We start from the raw sequence: 22,942 nt of genomic DNA on the forward strand, positions 1-22,942 counted from the left end.
AGCAACCCCTACGTCTCGCTCCAAAGCCTCAGCAGATTGTGATAACAGCCAACGAGCGTTCGCCTCGCGGCGTCGTCGGCGTTCTGTGCGTTGAGCCTTTGAATAGCGTTGTCCATATCGAATAGCAGGCTGCGGCGGGTGTCGTCGCGAACCAGGCTCTGCGCCCAGAAGAAACTCGCTACCCGCATTCCCCGCGTCACCGGCCGGACCTCGTGCAAGCTGGTCGCCGGGTAAACAATCGCATGCCCCGCCGGCAGCTTCACTTCCTGCACACCGTATGTATCCTCGATCACCAGCTCGCCGCCGTCGTAGTCCTCGGGCGGGGTGAGGAACAGCGTGATCGACACATCCGTTCGCACCCGCGTGCCATGTCCCGGCACGAGCCTGATTGCCCCATCCACATGACTGCCGAAATGCATCCCGCCTTCGTACCGGTTGAAGAGCGGCGGATAAACCCGGTTGGGCAGCACCGAACTGATGAACAACGGATGCCGTTCGAGCGCGCCGATGATGATGTCGCCGAGTTCAAACGCTATGGGCGCTTCCTGCGCGATCTGCTGGTTGCGCTTGACCGGCGCGCCCTGATAGCCGGCCGTCGCGCGGCCATCCACCCATGCGTCCGATGCACCGAGCCGCCGGCGCATGACAGCGGCGTCTTCGGGGCTGAGGACGTTGGGTATCGAAAGGATCATGTTTTTTGGGGTCCAGCGGCCGCGCGACATGCATCGCGCCGCTCGCGTGTCCTGCAGTCGATCAATAGAACCGGTAGTTTAGCGTCGCGAGGAACGTCCGGCCGTAACCCGGCACCGCGCGGCCGCCATCCGATGGAATCAACGCATCGTAGTAGTGCTTGTTGGTCAGGTTCTGCACGTTGAACTGGATGTCGTAATGTTTCTGGTGGAACGCGGCCATTGCGTCCCAGCGCGTGTACGCGGGCACTTCCACGAAGTCGTTGCTGGCGGCATATCGCGCTGACGTGTACACCGGGCCGCCGCCGAAAGTCCATTGCGGCGTGACGTCATAAGTCGTCCACAACGTGATCATGTTGCGCGGCGTGTTCGCCAGGGTCTTGCCGTTGGTGTTGTCCAGCGCCTTCACCACCTTGCCGTCCATGTATGTATAACCGCCAAAGACTTGCCACTTGTTGGTGATATGGCCCGCCAGGCCGAGTTGATAACCTCGCACGCGCACGTCGCCGTCGAGCGTGTAGCTGCCGTCGGCCTGGAGCGTGCGGGCATTGGTTTTATCGATATTGAACAGCGACTGCGTCACCGACAACCCACCGTTCAGCAAATCCCATTTCGTGCCCACTTCATAGGAGCGGTTCGATTCCGGCGGCGTGTTCTGCTGGTTGTTGGTCAGCGTCAGCGCTTCGAGCGACGGATTGAACGACGTGCCGTACGACACGTAGTACGACTGCCAGTCGGTCGGCTGGAAAATGATCCCGCCGCGCACGCTGGTGAAATAGTTCGTCTGCGTGGCGTATGAAGGCGCGTTGAGGGTGTTCTTGATCGACGCCTCGTAACGGTCCCAGCGCAAGCCGCCCACCACCTTCCAGTACTGGCCGACAGACACCGTATCGTTGGCGTAAATGCCGACACCGTTCGCACTCGATTCCGCGAGGTTGGTCGCCACCACCTGCGTGTTGGCCGGCCGCGTCGTGTATTGCGGATTGAGCAGCGGAACGATCGCGATGGTGTTCGACGGCAGGCCCGGCGTGGTCGCGGTGAACGACTGGTTGCTGTAGGTCTCGTGGCTCAAATCAATGCCGGCTATCACCTCATGCTTGAGCAGACCGGTGTTGAACTTGTAGTCGATATCGGTCGTGTTGTAGACCGAGTGATCGTTGATGTTGCGGTCCTTGCCCTGCAACTTCACATACAACGATGACAACGGCAACGACGTGTAATTGCCGTTGGCCAGCGCCGTCGATGTCCCAAGCGGTCCGGTCAGCACCGCCGCCGCATTGGTTGCGGTGGCCTCGGTGCCGTAGTGGCTGAACTGGGTTTCGTTGCGCAGCGTGAGGTTGTCGTTGAAACGATGCTGGATGCGCGCCGAGAGCGTCTGCACGTCCTGGATCGTCCGGTCGCCTTCGAAGCCATAGAACTGACCCTTGCTCACCGGCACCGGTGCGCCGTTCACCGGCGGAATGCCGTAGTCCGGCTGGTCGCGGTTGTGCTGGATGAGGGCGGAGAGCGTGACTTCCGTCGGCGTGCCGATCCCGAAGCGCACCGTCGGCGCGAAGCCGTAGTCCTTGCTCTTCATCACGTCGCGCGTGGAGCCGAGGTCTTGCCCGAACGCGTTGAGCCGAACGGCGGACGTGTCCGAGAGCGGTTGGTTGATGTCAACGGTAGTGCGGTAGCGGTCGCTCGTGCCGACCATGGCGGACACCGATGCGTGCGCTTTCAACTCCGCCTGCTTGCTCACCTGGTTGATTACGCCGCCCGTGGAGCCGCGGCCGAAATAGAGCGAGGACGGGCCGTACAGCACATCGATGGATTCAAGGTCGAACGTGTCCCGGTAATACTGGCCGCGATCGCGGAAGCCGTCCAGGTAGATGTCGGTGCGCGCCGAGAAACCGCGCAAGTTGATGTTGTTGCCGATCTGCCCGCCTTCCGCTGCGCCAATGGTGACGCCGGGGACGTTGCGAAGGGCGTCGGAGAAAGAAGTGGCTGCCTGGGACTGCAGCACGGCTTTCGGGACCACCACAGCGGCCTGGGGAATATCGCGCAACGCGGTAGGGACCTTGGCGCCGACGCTTGATTTTTCGGGCTGGAAATCGGGTGTGATGGCCTGGGCGGAGACATGCACGGCAGGCAGCGCGGCGTTTTCAACGAGGGGTGCGGCCTGTTGTGCAGCCTGGGCGGGTTGATCGGCCTGGCTGACCGGCGCGGCTTGCGCGTGAGCATAAAGCGGCACGGCAACAGGAGTCGCCACCACGGTCATGATCGCCGCGGCAAGCGGTGTCTTCCTCAACATGTGTATCCCCGAATACTAGATGGTCGATAGCCGGCGCTGTCGCGCCATGCCGGTCAATTGCTTCCGCGATGCCCGCGGCGGCAGTGAGTGGTTGGCAAAGGGCGCGGCCGATGCAGCAGTCCTCGTTGCGACGAACGCACGCCATTTACTCGAAGTTTTATAAATGCGAATCAATATCATTACACAAGTAATAATTGTTTTCAATACGTATTCGGGAACTGGTCGGTTGGCTGACGGATGAAGGCCTCGCGTTTTTTGCGAGGTGGTTTTATCCGAAGAGATAAACCGCGCCGTGGAGGGTGGGGCGTTGTGGGGTGGGGCTGGGAGGGGCGAGGCCGAAGCTTGGCATGCGATGAATCTGGTTGCAGGGGCCGCAGTCAACCGTAACCATCTTACGAAAACTGAGCTTTCATTCAGGCGAGCCGGGGGTGTCTTCAAAAGCCCTGAGTGCCGCTGCAACGTCGCGATGCAATTGCCCGAGGGCGGTGATTTTCGGATTGCGCGGCGGTATTGTTGCGGTCGGAGGCGTCGGCTTTCATCAATGGCACGGTCATTTGCGTTGATGGCGGCGTGCCGAACGCACGGCATTCTTGGCCCTTGGAGGCTGCTGGGCGTACGCTTGAATTCAACGGGTTTTCTCGTTATCAGCCGCCTGCGGGGTTGCAGGAATTGCCCGGCATCACCGATTCAAACGATCAAGCCGCGCCATCCAGCGCCGGCGAGTGAGACTCAACCAGGGAGAAGCGATGCTTCCCGCAGCCGATTCATATGAAACCCTCGCCGCGGCTTTCTCGTGGAAGGTGCCCGCGCGCTACAACATTGGCGTGGACGCCTGCGATAAATGGGCCGACGGTTCCGGCCGCCTCGCGCTGATCTACGAGACCCGCGAAGGTTCGGAATCGCGTTTCACCTTCGATCACCTGAAGGCGCTCTCCAACCAGTTCGCCAACGCGCTTGCCCGCGCGGGGCTTAAGCGCGGCGACCGCGTGGGAATATTCTTGCCGCAGTCGCCAGAGACGGCCATCGCGCATCTGGCCATCTACAAGGCGGGTTATATCGCGGTGCCGCTGTTCGCGCTGTTCGGCGTCGACGCCATCCAGTACCGGCTCGCCGATAGCGGCGCAGCGGCGCTCATCACCGACCAGGCGGGCTTTGAAAAGCTGGAGCAGGTTCGTGAGACGCTGCCGGACCTGAAAGCCGCTTATTGCGTCGATACCACCACCCGCGAGAACGCCCACTCCTTCTGGGACGCGCTGCGTGCGGAAACGGACGCCTTCACCCCCGCCGACACTTCCTGCGACGACCCCGCCGCGATCATCTACACGTCTGGCACGACGGGAAAGCCCAAAGGCGCGCTGCTTGCCCATCGTGCGTTGCTGGGCCATTTACCGGGCGTCGAGATGTCGCAAGGTCTTTTCCCGGCGCACGCCCGGCTGATGTGGACGCCCGCCGACTGGGCGTGGATTGGAGGCCTCTTCGACGTCCTGCTGCCGGCGTGGCATCACGGCGTCGCGGTACTGGCGCGGCGCTTTGAAAAATTCGATGGCCCCGCCGCTTTCGACCTGATGGCGCGTCATGGCGTCACGCACACGTTCCTGCCGCCAACCGCGCTCAAGATGATGCGCTCGGTCGCACGTCCCGAGCAGTGGCGGTTGTCGTTGCGCGCGGTGGCGAGCGGCGGGGAATCGTTGGGCGAGGAGTTGATCGCCTGGGGCCGGACGGCGCTTGGCGTGACCATCAACGAGTTTTACGGGCAGACCGAATGCAACGTGGTGGTGTCGTCGTGCGCTGCATTGTTCGAGTCTCGCCCGGGGGCAATCGGGCGTAGCGTGCCGGGACATCGCGTGGCTATCGTCGACGATGAAGGCGTGGAACTTCCGTCCGGCACGCCCGGAAATATTGCGATTGCCGCGCCCGACCCGGTCATGTTCCTGCGCTACTGGAACAACGAAGCGGCCACGCGCGATAAATTTCGCGGCCAGTTCCTGCTGACCGGGGACCTCGGTTCATGTGACGCCGATGGTTTTATCCGCTTCGTCGGCCGCAACGACGACGTGATTACCAGCGCGGGTTACCGGATCGGTCCTGCGCCTATTGAAGATTGTTTGCTGCGCCATCCCGCCGTGAGCATGGCGGCGGTGGTGGGTGCGCCTGACGCGGCGCGCACGGAGATCGTGATGGCGTTCATCGTGCTGAATGCGGGGTTCGTCCCGGATGAAACGCTGGTGCGCGAGCTTCAGCAGCACGTCAGGACGCGGCTGGCCGCGCATGAATATCCGCGCGAGATTCGGTTTGTCGATGCATTGCCCATGACGCCGACCGGCAAGGTGATGCGCAAGGAATTACGGGCGGGGTTGCCGGGTCTGAAGGATTCGAGCTGAGGATTCCGTGTTGGCGTTGAATCGGCAATCGTTCGAACGTGCTGAACTGTTGCGGCGGACGCGGGTCGATATACTTACTGCGTTTTTCAGCTAACCCGGCGCGTCGGGCTGAACGCCGCCCGCCATTACTTGATAACGGTCGTATGAAACGCTATTTGCCTTTTCGTGTTGTTCTGCTCGCCCTGACTTTCTCGGCGGCGCTATTTTCCAGCACGTCGTTTGCGCAGACGAGCCCTGATGCCGTGGTTAAAAGCGCTGTGGAAGGCACCGTCAACGCAATGAAGGCTGATCCAGCCGCGCGTGGCGGCGACATGGCCAAGATCGCGCAATTGGTGCAGACGCGTTTCGTGCCGGCAACCGATTTCCAGCGCACCACGCGGATTGCCGTCGGCAAGGCGTGGAGCACCGCCACTCCCGACCAGCAGAAGGCGCTTTATGAGCAATTCCAGACGCTGCTGGTGCGCACCTACACGTCGTCGCTGTCGCAATTACGCGATGAAGACGTCAAGTTCAAATTCGATGCCCCGACTCTCGACGCCGGCGGCAAAGACGCCGTCGTGCAGTCGCACGTGTACTCGACCGGTGGCGACAACCCGGTGCGTTATCGCCTGGAGAAGACGCCGGACGGCTGGAAGATTTACGACATCGACATGATGGGCGCGTGGCTGATCCAGGTGTACCAGACGCAGTTCTCGGGTCAGTTGTCGAAGGGTGGCGTAGACGGCTTGATCAAGTTCCTGACCGCGCACAACGAGCGGACGGCGGAGTGAGGTCAAATCGACGAGTATCGAAATCTGAATTCAAAGCGAACGCATTTGAATTCTTCAGGCTGGTGGAGTTATCGGGGGAGAGTTTGATCGTGACCGATCGTGGCCGGCCAACTTTGGAGTTGCGCCCATCGTGCGGATGCCGCCAAGGCACTACCGGAACTTTATGCCCCCACGCATTCACTCCCGCCTCAGCATTCCGACACAAGCACCATCGCCGTCGAAGAAACGCTCTTCGCTGACTTCAGCGCTTTCTCTCGCACCGCGGTCAGGTTCTCGTTCTCGCTGGAGTATTTGAAGGAAGCGGGCAACAGCCGATAGTCCGATGCCACTTGCGCGGCTTTCGTCTCGCTGAAGCCGGTCTTTTGCAGCATCTTCGCCAGGAGGGAGTAGTCGTCCAGATCGGCTTTGCCGAGATTGATCATTATGCTGAATTCAGCCATTGCTTCCTGCTTGTTTGCTTTGAAAACCCGCGATGCTACACGGGTGTGCCACCTGCGCATCTTGAAATACAAAACGGGTGGATAACGCCGCTCGTCGCGACCTTATCCACCCGTTCCTTTCGTTCCGTTTGTTCCTTTTGCCGCATGCAGTGAGCTCGAGTGACCACTCGCCCAAGCTCACGTGCTCAAACTCAAGCTGCAATCGTCGTTTGCTTGCCGCCCTTGTTGTTCTTCGCGCGGCCGATTTCTTCCAGCTTGATCTCGACGTGCTTCGAGAACACGAATTCCGCCGGGCGTTGGTTTTCGACCGGCAGGTCTTTCGCGTAAGCACCTTCGGTGCGCGGACCGCGCAAGGCGACGCGTGCCGCTTTCAGCGGATGCGCAACCGTGTCCATGACGGCGGTGGCTTCGAAGCCGCAATGCACCATGCAGTCCGCGCATTTCTCGTACTTGCCCGTGCCGTACTTGTCCCACTCGGTGGTTTCCATCAATTCCTTGAAGGTCTTCACATAACCTTCACCGAGCAGATAGCACGGACGTTGCCAGCCGAACACGGTACGCGCCGGGTTGCCCCAAGGCGTGCATTCGTAGGTCTGGTTGCCGGCCAGGAAGTCGAGGAACAGGCTCGACTGGCTGAACGACCAGCGCTTGCCGTTATCGCCGCGCTTGAAGATGTCGCGGAACAGCGTCTTCGTCTTTTCGCGGTTCAGGAAGTGCTGCTGGTCCGGCGCACGCTCGTACGCATAACCCGGCGACACCGTGATGCCGTCCACGCCCATGGGTCCGAGCGTGTCGAAGAAATTCGCTACCCGTTCCGGATCGGCGTCGTTGAACAGCGTGCAGTTGATGTTCACGCGGAAACCACGGCGCTTCGCTTCCTTGATGGCCGCGACAGCCTTTTCGTACACGCCGTCTTGCGAAACCGAATGGTCATGCGCCTGCTTGTCGCCGTCGAGGTGAACTGACCAGACGAAGTACGGATTCGGCTGGTAGTCGTCCATCTTCTTTTCCATCAGCAGCGCGTTCGTGCAGAGATAAACGAACTTCTTGCGCGCGATGATGCCCTTCACGATCTGGGGCATTTCCTTGTGCAGCAGCGGTTCGCCGCCGGCGATGGAGACCACCGGTGCACCGCATTCGTCGACGGCCGCGAGGCAGTCTTCCATCGAGATGCGCTGGTTGAGGATGGGGTCCGGATAATCGATCTTGCCGCAGCCGTTACACGCCAGGTTGCAGCGGAACAGCGGCTCGAGCATCAGCGCGAGCGGATAGCGCTTGTTGCGCATGAAATGCTGGCGCGCGATGTAAGCGCCAACCCGGACCTTTTGCAGCATTGGAATAGACAATTGCGTGTGCTCCTTAATCTTCGCGAAGGGCGCCGGCGGATGCCGTTGCCGCAGCAAGCGGCTTGGTCAGCTTCGCGGGGAGTTTGAATTCAACTTTTTCTTCGCGGCCGGACATCGTCGTGGCTTCAACGGGACCCAGCGCGCGCAGTGCATCAATAACGTGCTTGACCATTTCTTCCGGCGCGGATGCACCGGCCGTAATCCCGACAGTCTGCGCGTTCGCAAACCAGTCGGCTTTCAATTCCGAGCCGTCTGCCACGAGGTAGCTCGGCACACCGGTTTCGGCGCCGATCTCGCACAGACGATTCGAGTTGGAACTGTTTGTGGCGCCAACCACCAGCAAAACGTCAACTTGCTTGCTCAACTCGCGCACCGCCGCCTGGCGGTTTTGCGTGGCGTAGCAGATGTCGCGCGTGTCCGGGCCGACGATGTCCGTAAAACGGCGATGCAATGCGTCGATGATGTCGCGCGTGTCGTCCACCGACAACGTGGTCTGCGTGACGTACGCGACGGGGGCGTCGACGGGCAGCGCAAGCGTTGCCACTTCAGCTTCGCTTTGCACGAGCACCACCGTGCCGGGAATCTGGCCGATGGTACCTTCCACCTCCGGATGCCCCGCATGGCCGATCAGGATCAGCGTGCGGCCTTGCGCGACATATTGCCGCCCTTGTACATGCACTTTCGTCACCAGCGGGCAAGTGGCGTCCAGCACGTCCAGGCCGCGCGCTTCCGCGTCGGCTTCCACCGTTCGCGCCACGCCGTGCGCGCTGAAAATAGCGACGGCGCCGTGTGGCACTTCGTCCAGTTCTTCGACGAAACGCGCGCCCTTGCTACGCAGATTGTCGACGACGTGCCGGTTGTGAACGATTTCATGGCGCACGTAGACCGGCGCGCCATGTCGTTCAAGAGCGCGATCGACAATCTCGATCGCGCGGACCACGCCCGCACAAAAGCCGCGGGGTTGAGCAAGGATAATACGCATATTCGGGCGAACTCCGACTGGCGCGGGTTTCGAATGGAACCGGCTATTGGCTTCGATCACGCTTCGATCAAATCCGGTTGATTTGTTGTAAGCAAAATTAAAGCTTCTCGGAAAAAGCTTTCGGAAACAAGTGGCTGGAAACGGGCCATTCGTTTCAACTTTAAGGCCGAAGTTGACCGCGTATTCTAACTCGTTCAGTTTTTGGGTGCTTGTAAGAGGGTGTTTCCGTTTCTATCGACAGGGTTGAATTACTGCGCGGACGCGGAAGCCGGTAAACTAGCGATTCCCCGCGTTTCCCGCAAAGCGGTCTTTGAAGCGGCTTTTCAGCGGCTGTAGCACGCCCGGGGGAGTAGCCGGGCCGGCGCCGCGGCGCACGACCAAAGGCACCACGAAAGGCACGACGAAACGCCCCGGATAAGCGGCCCGCCGGCCGGAACACCGGGGATCTGCGGCAGTCGAAGCATGGGCCCTGGCAACTGGATCATACGGAAGCTGAAGCGAAAGCAAAGCCAGGCCCGGGTTGGGGTGGGTGCCACAGAAGTCGCATGAGCGGTGGCATGAGCGCACCGGATTCGCTTGGGGTTCGCGCCTGGACCCTTCTCCAACCGGTTTTCGGGCAGCGCACGACAAGAATTTATACCGTGTAGAGTCGTTGCGCCTATCCAACATTTTCGCCGTTGTGTGAGCAGAATGTTGTCACGCGTCAGCGACCCTGCACGTACGACCTGCGTGTGTCGATGTCCATTCAGGCATCCGCGCGCCGTGTCGAATACCTGGACCGTGTCATGGAAGTCGACCACTACGAAAATTTTCCGGTAGCCAGCGTTTTGCTGCCGAAACGGCTGCGTGCGCCGGTCGGCGTGATTTATCACGTCGCGCGCACGGCAGACGACATTGCCGACGAAGGTGTCTTCGAACCGGCCGAACGCCACACCCGTCTCGCCGATTTCCGCGCAGGGCTGGACGCGGTCGCGGCCGGTGAGCCGGCGCCGGTTCATCCCATGCTGTTCGAGAAGCTTGCCGGCACCGTCGCGCAATACGGGTTGCCGCTCGGCCCCTTCTACGATCTCGTCTCGGCGTTCGATCAGGACATCGACACCACGCGTTACGCCGACTGGCCTGCGCTGATGGACTATTGCCGGCGCTCGGCGAATCCGGTCGGGCGGCTGATGCTGCATCTCTTCGACGCCAGCACGCCTGAAAACCTCGCCGATTCCGATGCGATCTGCACCGCGTTGCAGCTCATCAACTTCTGGCAGGACGTGGGTATCGACTGGAAGAAGAGCCGGATTTACCTGCCTTTATCCGACCTCGAGCGTTTCGGGGTGACCGAACGGCATATCGACGAGCAGATCTGCGACGACGCCTGGCGCGCGCTGATGCGCCATGAAGTCGACCACGCACGCGCGATGATCGTGGGCGGCGCGCCGCTTGCTGTGCGCATGCCGGGCCGCTTCGGGCTGGAACTGTGCAGCGTCGTGCATGGCGGGTTGCGTATTCTTGAAAAGATCGAACAGGCCGACTACGACGTGTTCCGCAAGCGCCCGGTGCTGAAAGGCCCGGACTGGGTGGTGATCGGCGTGCGGTCGCTCGCCATGCGGTTGCGCGGCCGGGTGGGTGTGCAATTGCGCTCGGTCGAAAGCTGACCTGACCTCGGTGTGCCGCCCTGTTGATGTTGAATCTGCCTAATCCGAATTGACGATGCTCCTGATTGCCTGGTTGTCCCTCCTTGTCTGGCTTGTCCTGCTGTTTGGCCGCGGCGGTTTCTGGCGCGCGCAAGCCCTCGAACGGCTCAGCGAGAGTACCGTGCACGCCGTTGGCCAGGCCGAGATTGCGCGTCGCGGCGCGTGGCCGGCGGTCGTCGCGGTCGTGCCGGCGCGTAATGAAGCCGATGTGATCGCCCGCGCGGTGACGTCGCTGCTCGCGCAGGATTACGCGGGTTCGTTCCATCTGATCGTCGTCGACGACCACAGCACCGACGGCACCGCCGACGCTGCGCAGGCCGCCGCACGCGACGGCGGTTTCGAAGACCGTCTGACCGTGCTGACGGCCGCTCCCTTGCCGCCGGGCTGGTCCGGCAAGGTGTGGGCGCAGTCGCAGGGCATTGCGGCTATCGACGGGCTGGGTTTTCCGGCCGATTACCTGCTGCTGACCGACGCCGATATCCGTCATCCCGCCGACGCGGCCTCGCAACTCGTCGCGCGTGCGATCCTGGAAGATCGCGACCTGGTCTCGCTGATGGTGCGGCTGCGCAGCGATTCCTCATGGGAAAAGGCGTTGATCCCCGCGTTCGTGTTTTTCTTCGCGAAGCTGTATCCGTTCGCGTGGGTCAACAACGCGAGCAACCGCACGGCGGCCGCTGCGGGCGGTTGCATGATGGTGCGGCGCGCGGCGCTGGTGGAGGCGGGTGGAATTGAATCGATTCGCGGCGAACTGATCGACGATTGCAGCCTTGCTTCGCGCATCAAGTTTCGTAACGGCGCGAACGCAGCACGGCCGATCCGTCTGGACCTTGCCGCCGACAGCGAATCGCTGCGGCCTTACGACGACTGGCGCGAAATCTGGAACATGATCGCGCGCACGGCGTTCACGCAGTTGCGTTATTCAGCGGTGCTGCTGGTCGGGACGGTGCTGGCGATGTGCGTGATTTATCTCGCGCCGCCCGTGGTTGCGTTGACCCTGGGTGCAAAGGGCTGGCCGGCGTGGCTCGCGTGGATCGCGATGTGCTGCGCGTATGCACCGATGCTGCGTTACTACCGCCGCTCCATTCTCTGGGCGCCGCTATTGCCGGTCATCGCGCTGTTTTATGTCAGCGCGACGGTTGGCTCAGCCATACGGTTCTGGCGCGGAAAGGGCGGGCAATGGAAGGCGCGGGTGCAGGCGCCTTGACCTGACCTGAAGGCTGAAGGCTGAAGGCGAGCCGCGCGCGGAAGGATGTATAGCCGATCGCGCCCGCCCGGTTCAACTCACCGTTTTGTGAGCATCGCGTACATCTCGATCACCATGTCGGGTGAGAACTGGAACGGCACCCAGCCGTGTCCGGTATGGCGCAACACCAGCAAACGGTCACCGTTCGCATAACGCTGCGTGGCCATCACCGGGTTTTTCGTCGCGACAAAGCGCCAGCCGGGGGGCAGGCCGCCCGGCTGTTCGACGTCCATCGAAGCGCGTGCGTTGGACAACTCCTCGATCAACTCCGATACCCCTTCGGGGTTCAACGCCACCGATACCCCGCCAATCGTCATCGCGATCACGTTCTTTTCAGGGCGTGAGACGTTGAGCGTGGGTTTTTCTTCAACAACGGGCTCAGCAGCCGTCGTTGCCGGGTCAACAGCAGCGTCAGAGTCAGCAACAGAAGCAGTGGAAGATTCAGGAGAAGCGGGAATGGAAGCGGCGGCCAGAATCAACTCATCGAGGCTTGATTCCAGCGCGCCGAGCTGGTCGGTTAAGTTCATGCGTTGTTTGCCTTGCTAGCCTTGCATCGAACCTGCGATTTTAACTGCTGCGTACCGCGCAACGTCGCCACACGTTGTAACAAAATGCGTGTAAGGCGCTAAAAATGCCATCAAAACAACAGGCAACGCGGGCCGCGAGTCATCGCTTCATCGCGCTTCATCGTTTCAGGTAGCCATTCGCGCGAAACCAGTCCAGCGCGTGACTCAGGCCTTCGCCATACGGCCGCGCCTTGTACCCCAGTTCCCGCTCCGCTTTCGCCGACGTGAAGTACATCTTGTTCTTCGACATCCTCAAGCCATCGACGGTAACAAACGGCTCCTTGCCGCTGAACTTGGCGTAAAGCTCCGCGCCGATCGCGAGCGGATACAGCGGGCCGCGCGGCAGCTTGATGGTCGGCGGCTTGCGTCCGGCAAGTCCGGCGATGTCCGCCAGCATCTGCTGCAGCGACAGGTTTTCGCCGCCGAGAATATAGCGTTCGCCGATCACCCCGCGCTCAAGCGCCAGGAAGTGGCCGTTCGCCACGTCGTCCACATGCACGAGGTTCAGGCCGGTATCGACGAAAGCGGGGATCTTCCCCGTCGCCGCTTCCACGATGATCCGTCCGGTCGGCGTCGGCTTGACGTCGCGCGGACCGATCGGCGTGGACGGATTCACGATCACCGCCGGCAAGCCGTCATTCGCGACCATGCGCTCGACCGCGCGCTCCGCGAGCACCTTGCTGCGCTTGTATGCGCCAATGGTCTGGTGGGCCTGGGCAGGCTTCGTTTCATCGACGATCTCACCCGCCGGACTCACCTTCAGCGTCGCGACGCTGCTCGTGTACACGATCCGCTCGACCCCCTCGGCCAGCGCCGCGCGCATGGTGGCCTCGGTGCCTTCCAGGTTTGCGCGCTCGATTTCTCCCGGGTCCCGCGCCCAGATGCGGTAGTCAGCCGCGACGTGCAGCAGGTAGCGCACGCCTTTCATGGCGGCGCGCATGGAGGCCTCGTCGCGCATGTCGCCGATCACGACTTCGGCGTCGAGACCTTCGAGGTTCTGCCGGGAACTAGTCTTGCGTATGACTACGCGAACGTCAAAACCGCGCTCCCGCGCGATGCGCGCCACCGCCGATCCGACGAATCCGGATGCGCCGGTGACGAGCACGCGCCCACGGGCATACCCACTTAACGGGTCAGTCATTTTTGCCTCTATTTTGTCTTGCAAAGGTAACAGTTGCGCGTCTTCCGAAGCGTGCCGATCGGCCGCCAACCCATATATGACAAGGGTTGGCGGCTCGTGCTATGGTCCGGTGCGGCTTAAGTCCGCCCGACCCCAAATTTAAAGAAAAGTCTTCAGCCAATGTTCATAGACAGTCGAAATCGATCCGCGTGGCTGACTTTCGCGATCGCGATGTTGCTCCTGATCGTGTTTGCGGCCGACTGGCTCACGCCGCTGCGCGTAGCCATCTGGGTGTTCTACATACTGCCGGTCGCGCTCTGCATGTGGGTTGACCGGCCCAACATGCCACTCATCGCTGCCGGCGCGGCCTCCGTGCTGACGTTCGCGGGTTATCTCCTCTCGAACGCCGACGCGCTTGCCGGCCCGATCGTGCTGCAGCTCAACCGCGTGATCGGCGTGATCGTGATGTTCGTGCTGGCAGGCGTGGGGCATCTCTATATCAAAACACGGCTGAACCTGCAACGCAGCGCATGGCTGAAGCAGGGAGAAGTCCAGATTGGTTTGCAGATGCGCGGCGATCTCGATCCCGCGGCGATCGGCAATGGCATCCTCCGCTCGCTCGTGCCGTATGTGGGCGCGCATGTCGCCGTGCTGTACAGCCGCGAAGGCGACACGCTCGAGCGCGTTGCCGCGTGGGCGCTGCCTGCTGAAAGCGCGGTGCCGCAACGGATCGCGCGGGGCGAGGGGCTGCTTGGGCAGGTGCTCGACGAGAAGCGCTTGATCGAGGTCAGGGGTGCGGGCGCGGATTTCCTGACGGTGGGCTCGGCGCTGGGATCGGCGCCTGCGAGCCATTGCGTGGTCGCGCCCATGATGGCGGACGGCGAAGTGACGGGCGTGCTGGAAGTGGGTTTTATCGGCGATGAGAGCGCGGTGGACGACGCCCGCGACTTGCTCGAAGACGCCGCCGAGACCATGGGCATGGCGCTGCGTTCGGCGCAGTATCGCTCGCGGATGGTCGAGTTGCTGGGGGAAACGCAGCGCCAGAGCGAGGAGTTGCAGGTTCAGCAGGAAGAGCTGCGGGTATCGAATGAAGAGCTCGAGGAGCGCGGCCGGATATTGATGGAAACGCAGGCGCGGCTTGAAACGCAGCAGGCCGAGCTTGAGCAGACCAACGTGCATCTCGAGGAATACACGCAGCACCTCGAGCGGCAGAAAGTCGAACTGGTGCGCGCGCAGAAGGCGCTGGAAGCGAACGCGCTCGCGCTTGAGCGGGCAAGCCAGTACAAGTCCGAATTCCTCGCGAACATGTCGCACGAGTTGCGCACGCCGCTGAACAGTTCACTGATCCTCGCGAAGCTTTTGCAGGACAACAAGCACGGCAATCTCTCGGACGAACAGGTGCGTTACGCCGCGACCATTCATTCGTCGAACAGCGACCTGCTGTCGCTGATCAACGACATCCTGGATCTGTCGAAGGTGGAGGCAGGGCAGATGGACGTGCAGTTCGCGCCGGTTGCCATCGACGGGATCTTGCAGTCATTGCGGCAATCCTTCGCGCCGATCGCCGACTCGAAGCGCCTGAAGCTCGTGACCGAACGCGCGGAAGGCGTGCAGGAGTATTTCGTCACCGATAACCAGCGCCTCCAGCAGATCCTGCGCAACTTGTTGTCGAACGCGTTCAAGTTCACCGAGCGGGGTCAGGTGACGGTTTCGGTGCACAAGGCAGACAACGACGAAAACGCATTGCGCTTCGATGTGCGCGACACGGGCATAGGCATTGCGCGCGACAAGCAGGACCTTATTTTCCAGGCCTTCCAGCAAGCCGATGGTACGACCAGCCGCAAGTACGGCGGCAGCGGCCTGGGTTTGTCGATATCGCGGGAGTTCTCGCGGTTGCTGGGCGGCTCGGTCAGCGTGGCGAGCGAGCCGGGCAAAGGCAGTGTGTTTTCGGTCACGCTGCCGCTGGCTGTTCGCGAGGGAACGGTCACCACCAAACTCGATGTGATCGGGCATATGCGGGAGCCGGAGACCGCGGTGGCGGATACGTCCCCGGGAATCGCCACCCTCGTGCAGAGCCACGCGCCCGCGCATCTGGCGGCAATGGCATCGGCTTCTTCTTCTCTTGACCCGTCATCCTGGCGCGCGCCGAATCCGACCTACCCGGCGCCGCAGCCTATTCCCGACGACCGCGCCAACCGCAAGCGCCCGGACCGCGTGATCCTCGCGATTGAAGACGACTTGCGTTTTGCGCACATCCTGCACGACCTCGCGCATGAACTCGAATTCGACTTCGTGCACGCGACCACCGCAAGCCAGGGTGTGGAACTGGCCCGCGACCTGCAGCCGAACGGCATCCTGCTCGACGTAGGTTTGCCCGACCAGTCGGGCCTGACCGTGCTCGAATGGCTCAAGCACGATCCGCTCACGCGCCACATTCCGATTCACATCGTGTCATCGACGGATCATGCCGATGTCGCGCTGCATCTCGGCGCGATCGGCTATACGCTCAAGCCGAGCGCACGCGACACGCTGGCGGGCGCGATCCGCAAGCTCGAAGCGCGCTCGGCGCAAGGCATGCGGCGCGTGCTGGTGGTCGAGGACGACCCCGCGCTGCGCCAGAGCATCCATGCATTGCTGAAAAGCGAAACGGTCGAGATCGTGGAAGCCGGGACGATTGCAGAGGCGCTGGAGCAGATGAATCGCGCGACCTTCGACTGCATCGTGATGGATCTCGCCCTGCCGGACGGCTCGGGGTATGACTTGCTGGAACGGGTATCGACGGTACAGGAACATGCGTCGCCACCGGTGATCGTGTACACGGGGCGCGTGTTGTCGCCGGATGAGGAGCAGCGCCTGCGCCGTTATTCCAAGTCGATCATCATCAAGGGCGCGAAGTCGCCGGAACGGCTGGTGGACGAAGTGACGTTGTTCCTGCACAGCGTGGAGAGCGCGTTGCCGCCCGAGCAGCAGCGCATGCTGCGCGCGGCGCGCCAGCGTGACGACGTGTTCGAGGGCCGCACCATCCTGCTGGCCGAAGACGACGTCCGCAATATCTTCGCGCTGTCGCACGTGATCGAGCCGCTGGGGGCCAAGCTGGAGATCGCGCGCAATGGCCGTGAGGCGCTGGATTCACTCGCTCGCCATCCGGAGATCGATCTCGTGCTGATGGACATCATGATGCCGGAAATGGACGGGTTCGCCGCCATGACCGAGATTCGCAGGAACGCCGACCATGCGCGTCTGCCGATCATCGCGCTGACCGCGAAAGCCATGGCGAGTGATCGCCAGAAGTGCCTGGAAGCTGGCGCGGACGACTATATTTCGAAGCCGATCGATGTCGACAAGCTGGTGTCGCTGTGTCGGGTCTGGTTGCGCCAACGGTAGCCAGGATCTGCCATGCCGCATCGAAACCTGAAGAACACGGAAGAGGCGATTTTCGACATCGAGTTGAAGCTGCTGCTCGAAGCCGTGTACCTGAAGTATCAGCACGACTTTCGCCATTACTCGGTGAGTTCGCTGCGGCGGCGGCTGACGCAGGCGCTGCACGATCTGGGTTTTACGACGCTGTCGCAGTTGCAGGAATCTATTCTGCGCGACGCCATGCTGTTCTCGCGGCTGTTCCAGTACCTGACGGTGCAGGTCAGCGAGATGTTCCGCGACCCGCTGTATTTCCGCGCCATCCGCGAGCAGGTCGTGCCGATCCTGCAGACGTATCCGTCCATCAAGGTGTGGGTGGCGGGGTGCAGCAGCGGCGAGGAACTGTGGTCGCTCGCCATTTTGTTCGCCGAGGAGAACATTGCGGACCGTACGGTCTTATACGCGACGGATATCAACGCCGACGCGTTGCGCCAGGCCGAGAGCGGCATTTATCCGCTGGATCGGCTGGCCAGTTTCAGCCAGAATTATCTGGCGGCGGGCGGCAAACGTTCGCTCTCCGACTACTACCACGCGGCCTATGGCGCGGCGAAATTTTCGCAGACGCTCAAGTCGCGCGTGGTGTTCGCTGATCACAGCCTCGCGACCGACAGCGTGTTTCTCGAAGCGCATCTGGTGTCGTGCCGCAACGTGCTGATCTATTTCGACCGGGCGCTGCAGGACCGTGCGCTGGGTCTGTTTAGCGATTCGCTGGTGCGGCGCGGATTCCTCGGCCTCGGTAGTAAAGAGAGCCTGCGGTTTTCAAAACACGCGGGCAGTTTCGCCGATTTCGACGCGCGCGAACGTTTGTATCAAAAGGTCTAGCGATGACACTGTCGACAGATTCCCTGGATGCAATCGAAGCCATCGTGATCGGGGCATCGGCGGGGGGCATCGAAGCGTTGAACCACATTTTGCCCGCGCTGCCGGCCAATTTCCGCCCTGCCGTGCTGGTGGTCGTGCATGTCAGGAGCGAGCCGCCCAGCTTGCTGCCCGCGTTGTTTTCCGCGCGTTGCCGGTTACCGGTCGTCGAGCCCGACGACAAGGACGAGATCGCGGGCGGCACGATCTATGTTGCACCGCCGGGTTATCACATGCTGGTCGAGCCGGACTGCACGATCTCCCTTTCCGTCGATCCGCCTGTGCGGTTCTCGCGGCCATCGGTGGATGTGCTGTTCGAATCGGCGGCGCTGTGTTTTGCCGAGACGCTGCTAGGCGTCGTGCTGTCCGGTGCGAACGACGACGGCGCACGTGGCCTTGTCGCGATCTCGCGGGCAGGCGGGCGCTGCTGGGTGCAGGACCCGCATACCGCAGTCGCCGAGGCGATGCCGCTCGGCGCCATCGCGCGGGGCGGCGCGCACGACATTCTCACGCTCGACGTCATGGCCGCGCGCTTGGCGCGCATGGGTGTGGGCACGCGCCGCGAACATGGATGACTCAGAGCCGACACGCTAATGGAACTCCGCTAATGGAACACATCACGCAACCTCTCAGGCAACCGCTCCAGCCGCCCATTTACGTTCTGATCGTTGACGATGTGCAGAACAACATCACCGCGCTGGAAGCGTCGCTGGCGAGGCCGGACATTTCGGTACTCGCTGCCGGTTCGGGGCCGGCCGCGCTCGAACTGTTGCTCAAGCACGAGGTCGCGCTCGCCATTCTCGATGTCAACATGCCCGGCATGGACGGCTTCGAACTGGCTGAACTGATGCGCGGCAGCCGGCGCACCGCGCACGTGCCGATCATCTTCCTGACCGCGACCGCGCAGGACTCCGGGCGCACGTTTCGGGGTTATGAGGCCGGCGCGGTGGACTTCCTGTACAAGCCGTACGACTCGCGGATCCTGAATTCGAAGCTGGATGTGTTCATCCAGATCGAGAAGCAGAAGCAGCAGCTCGCCACGCAACTGACGACTGTCCAGCAACTCCTCGACGCCAACGAAATGCTCATGGCCGTGCTCGGCCACGATCTGCGCACGCCGTTGTCGGCGGTGATTGCCTCGGCGGAATATCTTGCGCGCTTCGTCCCGGATGAAAACGTGGCGAATATCGGCACACGGATCAAGAGCAGCGGCATGCGGATGGTGCGCATGGTCGACCAGTTGCTCAATCTCGCGCGTCTGCGCGGCGGGCGTGTGACGCTGCAGCCGAGGGCGGTGGAGTTGATGACGCTGGCGAAGAATATTATTGAAGAATACGAGGCGCGGGTGGGCCGTGGCCGCATCTTCATTTTCCGCGATGGCGATACGCTGTTGCAGGGCGACGGCGATCTGTTGTCGCAGGTGTTTTCGAATTTGATCGGCAACGCGCTGACTCACGGACGTGACGGCTCGGCCATCCAGGTGCGTCTGAACGGTGACGCTGCCGATGACGTTCTGATCAGCGTGCAAAACGCGGGCGAGATTCCCGCCGATGTCTTGCCGACCATTTTCGCGCCGTATCGGTCGGGGCGGCCGCAGCAGGAAACCGGCGGGCTTGGACTTGGGCTCTACATCACGCGCGAGATTGTGCAGATGCATGGCGGACGAGTGGAGGTCCGCTCCGACGCGCAGAGCGGGACGGTATTCGATGTGACGTTGCCGCGCGAAGCGGTGGCGCGGCGGATGGGTGGCGACACGGACGAGGGTGCACAGCCGTTCCGGCTGGGGTGAGGGCGGAATAGTGCGTCGGTCGTTGCTTGATGTCGTGTGCTGATTTCGCGCTACCTGGTCGCGATAGTCTGATGCGCACTGCCGGTTTTTCTGGTCTTGTCTAAAATGCCGCCTGATGGCGTCAGCCGGGATGTGCCTTCGGCACACATCCGGTGACGCGGCAAATCAGCAATAATCGGGAGAAGCAAACATGCCGAGTCCGGATCTGGATACTCGAATAGAGACGTATCACGTGCACGTGAAGGGGTTGGTGCAAGGAGTGGGGTTCCGCCACGCGACAGTGCGCCGGGCGCATGCGCTGGGTGTTCGCGGCTGGGTGGCCAACCTTGAGGACGGATCGGTTGAAGCGATGATTCAGGGACCGGCGAACCAGGTCGACCTGATGCTCGAATGGCTGCGCAGAGGTCCGCCGCATGCGCGGGTCACGGATCTGGTCAGCGAGGAGCGGTATATCGAGAAGCGCTTTGAGCGGTTTGAACAGCATTGACCGGGCGGATCGACGAGAAACCCGAGTTGAATTCTGGTCGACAAACTCTGCATTTACCTTAGTTGGACGTCACTCGGTTGGACGTCAATAAGTGACTACAAATTGAGTTGTTTCAAGAGCCGGCAGGCCTGGAATCCTGATCTCAGGGTATGAGGACGTTAGACTGCAAACGCTGGTTGCAAGAACCTTTGGGGGACTTTCCCGGAATGTACGGGTCTACTCAATTGGGCACAGAATCATCCGGGATTCTGAGGCAGTGGTAGCGCAGAGCCAAAAAGGCGCGCTAGTCCCCGACTACCTTCGTGCTAAGGGGATGTTCCGCCTGCCGTTTTCCAGCTATCAAAGGGTCCCTATCTCGGGACCCTTTGCATTTGTATCTCTGAAAGCCGTCACGACCGAATAGTAGAATTCGCCAGTGTTTTGGTCGACCATAGGCTCCAGCACCGCACTGCTGCTTCCGCCTTTGACCACAATAGTCTTTTACGACTCGCCCTTTCTACGTTCTCCCGGGACGTCAGCCAGACTCAAAGCGCGCCTTATGTGAATTACGTGAATTGAAAAACGATAGTCTGAATGCCCGGGGCGTCAAACAAGCACCGGGCACCGCCTCTACTCCACGACCACGTTGCGGGTAACCAAGCTCATCACTTCGCCACCAGCAGACTTTCGGCAAATCCCCATTCGTCGTCCAGCCACTGTCTTGAGCAGGTGAACCCCGCGTCCGCTGCCAACGGCCCCGCTTCTCCGGCGAGATATTTGTGGCTGCTCTCCGTCCAGATCGTCTCCCCCTGGCGAAATTCCACACTCAACCCTGCTGCGCGAATAGTCGCCCGTACCGGACGTTTTGCCCGCAAATGCATCTCCACGCTGCGGGCATCGGGATTGAAGCGCGCCAGATGTTCGAACGCATCCAGCGGAATGTCCGCGTCCAGTTCACGATTGATCCGCGCAAGCAAATTCAGGTTGAACGCAGCCGTTACGCCAATAGGATCGTCGTACGCCGCAATCAGCGTATCCAGCGGCTTGAGCAAGTCCATCCCGAGCAACAACGAGTCGCCCGGCTTGAGCATGCCGCGAATCGACTTCAAAAACCGCGTGGCCGCCAGCCGTGCAAAATTCCCGATCGTGCTGCCAAGAAACAGCACGAGCAACACTTCGCCCTCTTTCCGGTTGGCGCTGACTTCCGCCAGCCCGGCCAGATAATCGCGCTCGTAGCCGACGATCGAAATCCGTTCGATATCGCCCAGCTCCCGCCGGCACAATTGCAATGCCGTCGGCGAAATTTCGATTGGACAGTATTCAGTTGGCCGCTTCTTGCACAGCGCTTCCAGGATTCGCCGCGTCTTCCGGCCGCTGCCGCTGCCCAGTTCGGCAACGGTCACATTACGCGGCAACTCGGCAACGATATCGGCGGCATGTGCATTCAGCACGCGCTCTTCGGCACGCGTCACGCCGTATTCCGGCAACGCCGTGATCACCTCGAACAAGGCGGAACCGACTTCGTCATACAAATACATCGATGGCAATTCTTTTTGCGGCGCGTGCGTGAGGCCGTCGTGAACGGCTGCGGCAAACGGGGAGGAAAAGCGCTGCGACTGAGCGGCCTGCGTCGTGGCTTGAGGCATGATGAGGCGTCTCCATGTTGCCGCGGCGCGGCGCGTGCGGCGGGTTATTCATGACGAGAAATACGCGTCGAAAAACACTTGACGAGAGTGGGTCGATCGACATTCCGGCGATGAAGGTGTTGACCGGCACCGCGCGACCGGGGGAGCGAAGCTTCTGGATGAGCAAGAAGCGCGCACGACGTCTCGATGTGCCGGTTCAAGGACATGCATCGTCATGGCGGTTGTGTGTCTGAACGACCCAAAACGCGTCCTTTTGATGCGCTGTCCGCCGAAACCCACGCGGACATTCAAGAAAACAGGTCGAGCTCCGGCCAACAAATTTCGCTTGGCAACCGGGTGGTCATTGCGCGGTAATCGACTGTACCGGTGTCTTCGAAATCGCGCTGAAGCCATCCCGGAAATAGGTGATTGAGCAAGAACTACTCGTTACCGGGTTGGTTTTACACGCGTCGCGTGAACGCCGTGAGTCGATGCCCGCATGAACCGGCCACTACAAAAGCGTCAGCCACACTTGGTGCTCGCTTTCCCACACTGGCGCAATGCTTGCTTTCTATTGCCGATCACGTTGCAGCGCATCGACTCAAGAACCGCCTCGCGCTGTCCTCGCCGTTCTCTTTCCCGTGCCCGATTCATGACCGACTCAGCCAGTTTCGATCCCGCGATCGCACGACATCTTGACGACGCGGGTGGGTACTGCTTCCCGACGCCGGTCCAGCCGCCCGCCCCGGCGACACCTGCCGGCAAGCCGTTCGGTTTTCATGGCGCGATGCCGGTTGCGTCCGAACCGGAAAACGCGCCGGATACCGATATTGATACCGACACCGATACCCGACCCGATAACCCCCCCGCCTTTTCACTCGATTCGGGCGAATTTTTCCTGAGCGTGCTGAATGGCAGTACGGATTGCATCAAGATCCTGCGACGCGACGGCACGCTCGAATTCATGAACGTGAACGGTCTCTGCCTGATGGAAATCGACAATTTCGCGCCGTTCAAGGGCAAGTCGTGGGTGTCGCTGTGGCCGGAGGAATCGCGGTATCTGCTCACTGATGCGATCGATAACGCCCGGCACGGCCGCCATTCGCGCTTCGAAGCGCCCTGCCCGACAGCGAAAGGCGCGCTGAAATACTGGGATGTCTCGGTGTCGCCGGTGAACGGGCTCGACGGCGTGCAATGGCTAGACACAATGTATTGGACCTGCTGTACCTCAAGCGACGCGGGTTAAGCTTGAGGCTCCGAAGAACCGAAGGCTCA

Annotated in this window: 19 protein-coding genes and 2 pseudogenes; 13 read left to right on the forward strand and 8 right to left on the reverse strand. The window is 61.5% G+C overall.

Annotated elements, in window-relative coordinates:
- Positions 1–8: 8 nt before the first annotated feature.
- Together AWB69_RS38625 and AWB69_RS38630 are read right to left on the reverse strand one after the other, a co-directional pair.
- Positions 9–692 (reverse strand): Fe2+-dependent dioxygenase, encoded by a 684-nt coding sequence (locus AWB69_RS38625; RefSeq protein WP_062092062.1) that lies wholly within the window; start codon positions 690–692, stop codon positions 9–11.
- A 61-nt stretch (positions 693–753) separates the two neighbouring features.
- Entirely contained in the window at positions 754–2,979 is a 2,226-nt protein-coding gene (locus AWB69_RS38630; RefSeq protein WP_062092045.1) for a TonB-dependent receptor, read from the reverse strand.
- A 501-nt stretch (positions 2,980–3,480) separates the two neighbouring features.
- Between AWB69_RS38630 and AWB69_RS49925 the strand changes: the two are divergent.
- From AWB69_RS49925 to AWB69_RS49930, 4 genes and pseudogenes are all read left to right on the forward strand, one after another.
- Positions 3,481–3,705 (forward strand): annotated as a pseudogene (locus AWB69_RS49925) (2,4-dienoyl-CoA reductase); the annotation flags it as partial.
- A gap of 20 nt (positions 3,706–3,725) precedes the next feature.
- Positions 3,726–5,360, forward strand: coding sequence for an acyl-CoA synthetase (locus tag AWB69_RS38640; protein ID WP_062092047.1), 1,635 nt, complete (start codon positions 3,726–3,728; stop codon positions 5,358–5,360).
- A 143-nt stretch (positions 5,361–5,503) separates the two neighbouring features.
- Positions 5,504–6,130 carry an MlaC/ttg2D family ABC transporter substrate-binding protein gene (locus tag AWB69_RS38645; protein ID WP_062092048.1) on the forward strand — a complete coding sequence of 209 codons (627 nt, stop codon included), beginning with the start codon at positions 5,504–5,506 and terminating at the stop codon, positions 6,128–6,130.
- Positions 6,127–6,258: pseudogene (locus AWB69_RS49930) on the forward strand (type II toxin-antitoxin system Phd/YefM family antitoxin); the annotation flags it as partial. The gene AWB69_RS38645 and the pseudogene AWB69_RS49930, both read left to right, overlap by 4 nt.
- 60 nt (positions 6,259–6,318) lie before the next feature.
- Here the strand turns inward: AWB69_RS49930 and AWB69_RS38650 are convergent.
- The 3 genes from AWB69_RS38650 to ispH form a co-directional block, all read right to left on the reverse strand.
- A complete protein-coding gene (locus AWB69_RS38650; protein WP_062092049.1) occupies positions 6,319–6,570 on the reverse strand; it encodes a hypothetical protein in 252 nt (83 codons plus the stop codon).
- 191 nt (positions 6,571–6,761) lie between these two features.
- A complete protein-coding gene (gene hpnH, locus AWB69_RS38655) occupies positions 6,762–7,916 on the reverse strand; it encodes an adenosyl-hopene transferase HpnH (protein ID WP_062092063.1) in 1,155 nt (384 codons plus the stop codon).
- A gap of 13 nt (positions 7,917–7,929) precedes the next feature.
- Positions 7,930–8,898: a 4-hydroxy-3-methylbut-2-enyl diphosphate reductase gene (gene ispH, locus AWB69_RS38660; RefSeq protein ID WP_062092050.1), complete on the reverse strand. Its 969-nt coding sequence runs from the start codon at positions 8,896–8,898 to the stop codon at positions 7,930–7,932.
- A gap of 785 nt (positions 8,899–9,683) precedes the next feature.
- On the opposite strand from ispH, the gene hpnC reads away from it, so the two are divergent.
- Both hpnC and AWB69_RS38670 read left to right on the forward strand, forming a co-directional pair.
- Positions 9,684–10,544, forward strand: coding sequence for a squalene synthase HpnC (gene hpnC / locus AWB69_RS38665; protein ID WP_062092064.1), 861 nt, complete (start codon positions 9,684–9,686; stop codon positions 10,542–10,544).
- 55 nt (positions 10,545–10,599) lie between these two features.
- Positions 10,600–11,787, forward strand: coding sequence for a glycosyltransferase (locus AWB69_RS38670; RefSeq protein ID WP_062092051.1), 1,188 nt, complete (start codon positions 10,600–10,602; stop codon positions 11,785–11,787).
- A 77-nt stretch (positions 11,788–11,864) separates the two neighbouring features.
- Here the strand turns inward: AWB69_RS38670 and AWB69_RS38675 are convergent, their stop codons facing one another.
- Positions 11,865–12,353: a hypothetical protein gene (locus tag AWB69_RS38675; protein WP_062092052.1), complete on the reverse strand. Its 489-nt coding sequence runs from the start codon at positions 12,351–12,353 to the stop codon at positions 11,865–11,867.
- Positions 12,354–12,510: 157 nt separating this feature from the next.
- Positions 12,511–13,533, reverse strand: a complete 1,023-nt coding sequence (hpnA, locus tag AWB69_RS38680; protein WP_062092065.1) for a hopanoid-associated sugar epimerase — start codon at positions 13,531–13,533, stop codon at positions 12,511–12,513.
- Positions 13,534–13,743: 210 nt separating this feature from the next.
- Here hpnA and AWB69_RS38685 point away from each other — a divergent pair, with 210 nt between their 5' ends.
- From AWB69_RS38685 to AWB69_RS38705, 5 genes are all read left to right on the forward strand, one after another.
- Positions 13,744–16,896 carry a hybrid sensor histidine kinase/response regulator gene (locus AWB69_RS38685; protein WP_062890669.1) on the forward strand — a complete coding sequence of 1,051 codons (3,153 nt, stop codon included), beginning with the start codon at positions 13,744–13,746 and terminating at the stop codon, positions 16,894–16,896.
- A 12-nt stretch (positions 16,897–16,908) separates the two neighbouring features.
- Positions 16,909–17,751, forward strand: a complete 843-nt coding sequence (locus tag AWB69_RS38690) for a CheR family methyltransferase (RefSeq protein WP_062092053.1) — start codon at positions 16,909–16,911, stop codon at positions 17,749–17,751.
- A 2-nt stretch (positions 17,752–17,753) separates the two neighbouring features.
- Positions 17,754–18,362: a chemotaxis protein CheB gene (locus tag AWB69_RS38695; RefSeq protein WP_062092054.1), complete on the forward strand. Its 609-nt coding sequence runs from the start codon at positions 17,754–17,756 to the stop codon at positions 18,360–18,362.
- A 32-nt stretch (positions 18,363–18,394) separates the two neighbouring features.
- A complete protein-coding gene (locus tag AWB69_RS38700) occupies positions 18,395–19,576 on the forward strand; it encodes a hybrid sensor histidine kinase/response regulator (protein WP_062092055.1) in 1,182 nt (393 codons plus the stop codon).
- Between the two features lie 190 nt (positions 19,577–19,766).
- Positions 19,767–20,063, forward strand: a complete 297-nt coding sequence (locus AWB69_RS38705) for an acylphosphatase (RefSeq protein ID WP_062092056.1) — start codon at positions 19,767–19,769, stop codon at positions 20,061–20,063.
- 644 nt (positions 20,064–20,707) lie between these two features.
- Here the strand turns inward: AWB69_RS38705 and egtD are convergent.
- Positions 20,708–21,688, reverse strand: a complete 981-nt coding sequence (gene egtD / locus AWB69_RS38710; RefSeq protein WP_062092057.1) for an L-histidine N(alpha)-methyltransferase — start codon at positions 21,686–21,688, stop codon at positions 20,708–20,710.
- Positions 21,689–21,738: 50 nt separating this feature from the next.
- Between egtD and AWB69_RS48310 the strand changes: the two genes are divergently transcribed.
- The gene (locus AWB69_RS48310) at positions 21,739–21,921 is read left to right on the forward strand and encodes a hypothetical protein (protein WP_156529130.1); all 183 of its coding nucleotides are present in this window, start codon (positions 21,739–21,741) and stop codon (positions 21,919–21,921) included.
- Positions 21,922–22,319: 398 nt separating this feature from the next.
- Positions 22,320–22,913, forward strand: coding sequence for a PAS domain-containing protein (locus AWB69_RS38715; RefSeq protein ID WP_062092058.1), 594 nt, complete (start codon positions 22,320–22,322; stop codon positions 22,911–22,913).
- Positions 22,914–22,942 lie beyond the last annotated feature (29 nt).

This window comes from Caballeronia udeis, from assembly GCF_001544555.2.
In the GTDB taxonomy this organism is placed as follows: domain Bacteria; phylum Pseudomonadota; class Gammaproteobacteria; order Burkholderiales; family Burkholderiaceae; genus Caballeronia; species Caballeronia udeis.

Excerpts from the sequence above, each read along its gene's own strand:
- AWB69_RS38640 (WP_062092047.1), top strand. The coding sequence starts at position 3,726 with ATGCTTCCCGCAGCCGATTCATATGAAACCCTCGCCGCGGCTTTCTCG.
- egtD (WP_062092057.1), bottom strand. The coding sequence starts at position 21,688 with ATGCCTCAAGCCACGACGCAGGCCGCTCAGTCGCAGCGCTTTTCCTCC.
- AWB69_RS38625 (WP_062092062.1), bottom strand. The coding sequence starts at position 692 with ATGATCCTTTCGATACCCAACGTCCTCAGCCCCGAAGACGCCGCTGTC.
- AWB69_RS48310 (WP_156529130.1), top strand. The coding sequence starts at position 21,739 with ATGACGAGAAATACGCGTCGAAAAACACTTGACGAGAGTGGGTCGATC.
- AWB69_RS38650 (WP_062092049.1), bottom strand. The coding sequence starts at position 6,570 with ATGGCTGAATTCAGCATAATGATCAATCTCGGCAAAGCCGATCTGGAC.
- hpnA (WP_062092065.1), bottom strand. The coding sequence starts at position 13,533 with ATGACTGACCCGTTAAGTGGGTATGCCCGTGGGCGCGTGCTCGTCACC.
- AWB69_RS38685 (WP_062890669.1), top strand. The coding sequence starts at position 13,744 with ATGTTGCTCCTGATCGTGTTTGCGGCCGACTGGCTCACGCCGCTGCGC.
- AWB69_RS38700 (WP_062092055.1), top strand. The coding sequence starts at position 18,395 with ATGGAACACATCACGCAACCTCTCAGGCAACCGCTCCAGCCGCCCATT.
- ispH (WP_062092050.1), bottom strand. The coding sequence starts at position 8,898 with ATGCGTATTATCCTTGCTCAACCCCGCGGCTTTTGTGCGGGCGTGGTC.
- AWB69_RS38670 (WP_062092051.1), top strand. The coding sequence starts at position 10,600 with ATGCTCCTGATTGCCTGGTTGTCCCTCCTTGTCTGGCTTGTCCTGCTG.
- AWB69_RS38705 (WP_062092056.1), top strand. The coding sequence starts at position 19,767 with ATGCCGAGTCCGGATCTGGATACTCGAATAGAGACGTATCACGTGCAC.
- AWB69_RS38690 (WP_062092053.1), top strand. The coding sequence starts at position 16,909 with ATGCCGCATCGAAACCTGAAGAACACGGAAGAGGCGATTTTCGACATC.
- AWB69_RS38645 (WP_062092048.1), top strand. The coding sequence starts at position 5,504 with ATGAAACGCTATTTGCCTTTTCGTGTTGTTCTGCTCGCCCTGACTTTC.
- AWB69_RS38630 (WP_062092045.1), bottom strand. The coding sequence starts at position 2,979 with ATGTTGAGGAAGACACCGCTTGCCGCGGCGATCATGACCGTGGTGGCG.
- AWB69_RS38715 (WP_062092058.1), top strand. The coding sequence starts at position 22,320 with ATGACCGACTCAGCCAGTTTCGATCCCGCGATCGCACGACATCTTGAC.
- hpnC (WP_062092064.1), top strand. The coding sequence starts at position 9,684 with ATGGAAGTCGACCACTACGAAAATTTTCCGGTAGCCAGCGTTTTGCTG.
- AWB69_RS38695 (WP_062092054.1), top strand. The coding sequence starts at position 17,754 with ATGACACTGTCGACAGATTCCCTGGATGCAATCGAAGCCATCGTGATC.
- AWB69_RS38675 (WP_062092052.1), bottom strand. The coding sequence starts at position 12,353 with ATGAACTTAACCGACCAGCTCGGCGCGCTGGAATCAAGCCTCGATGAG.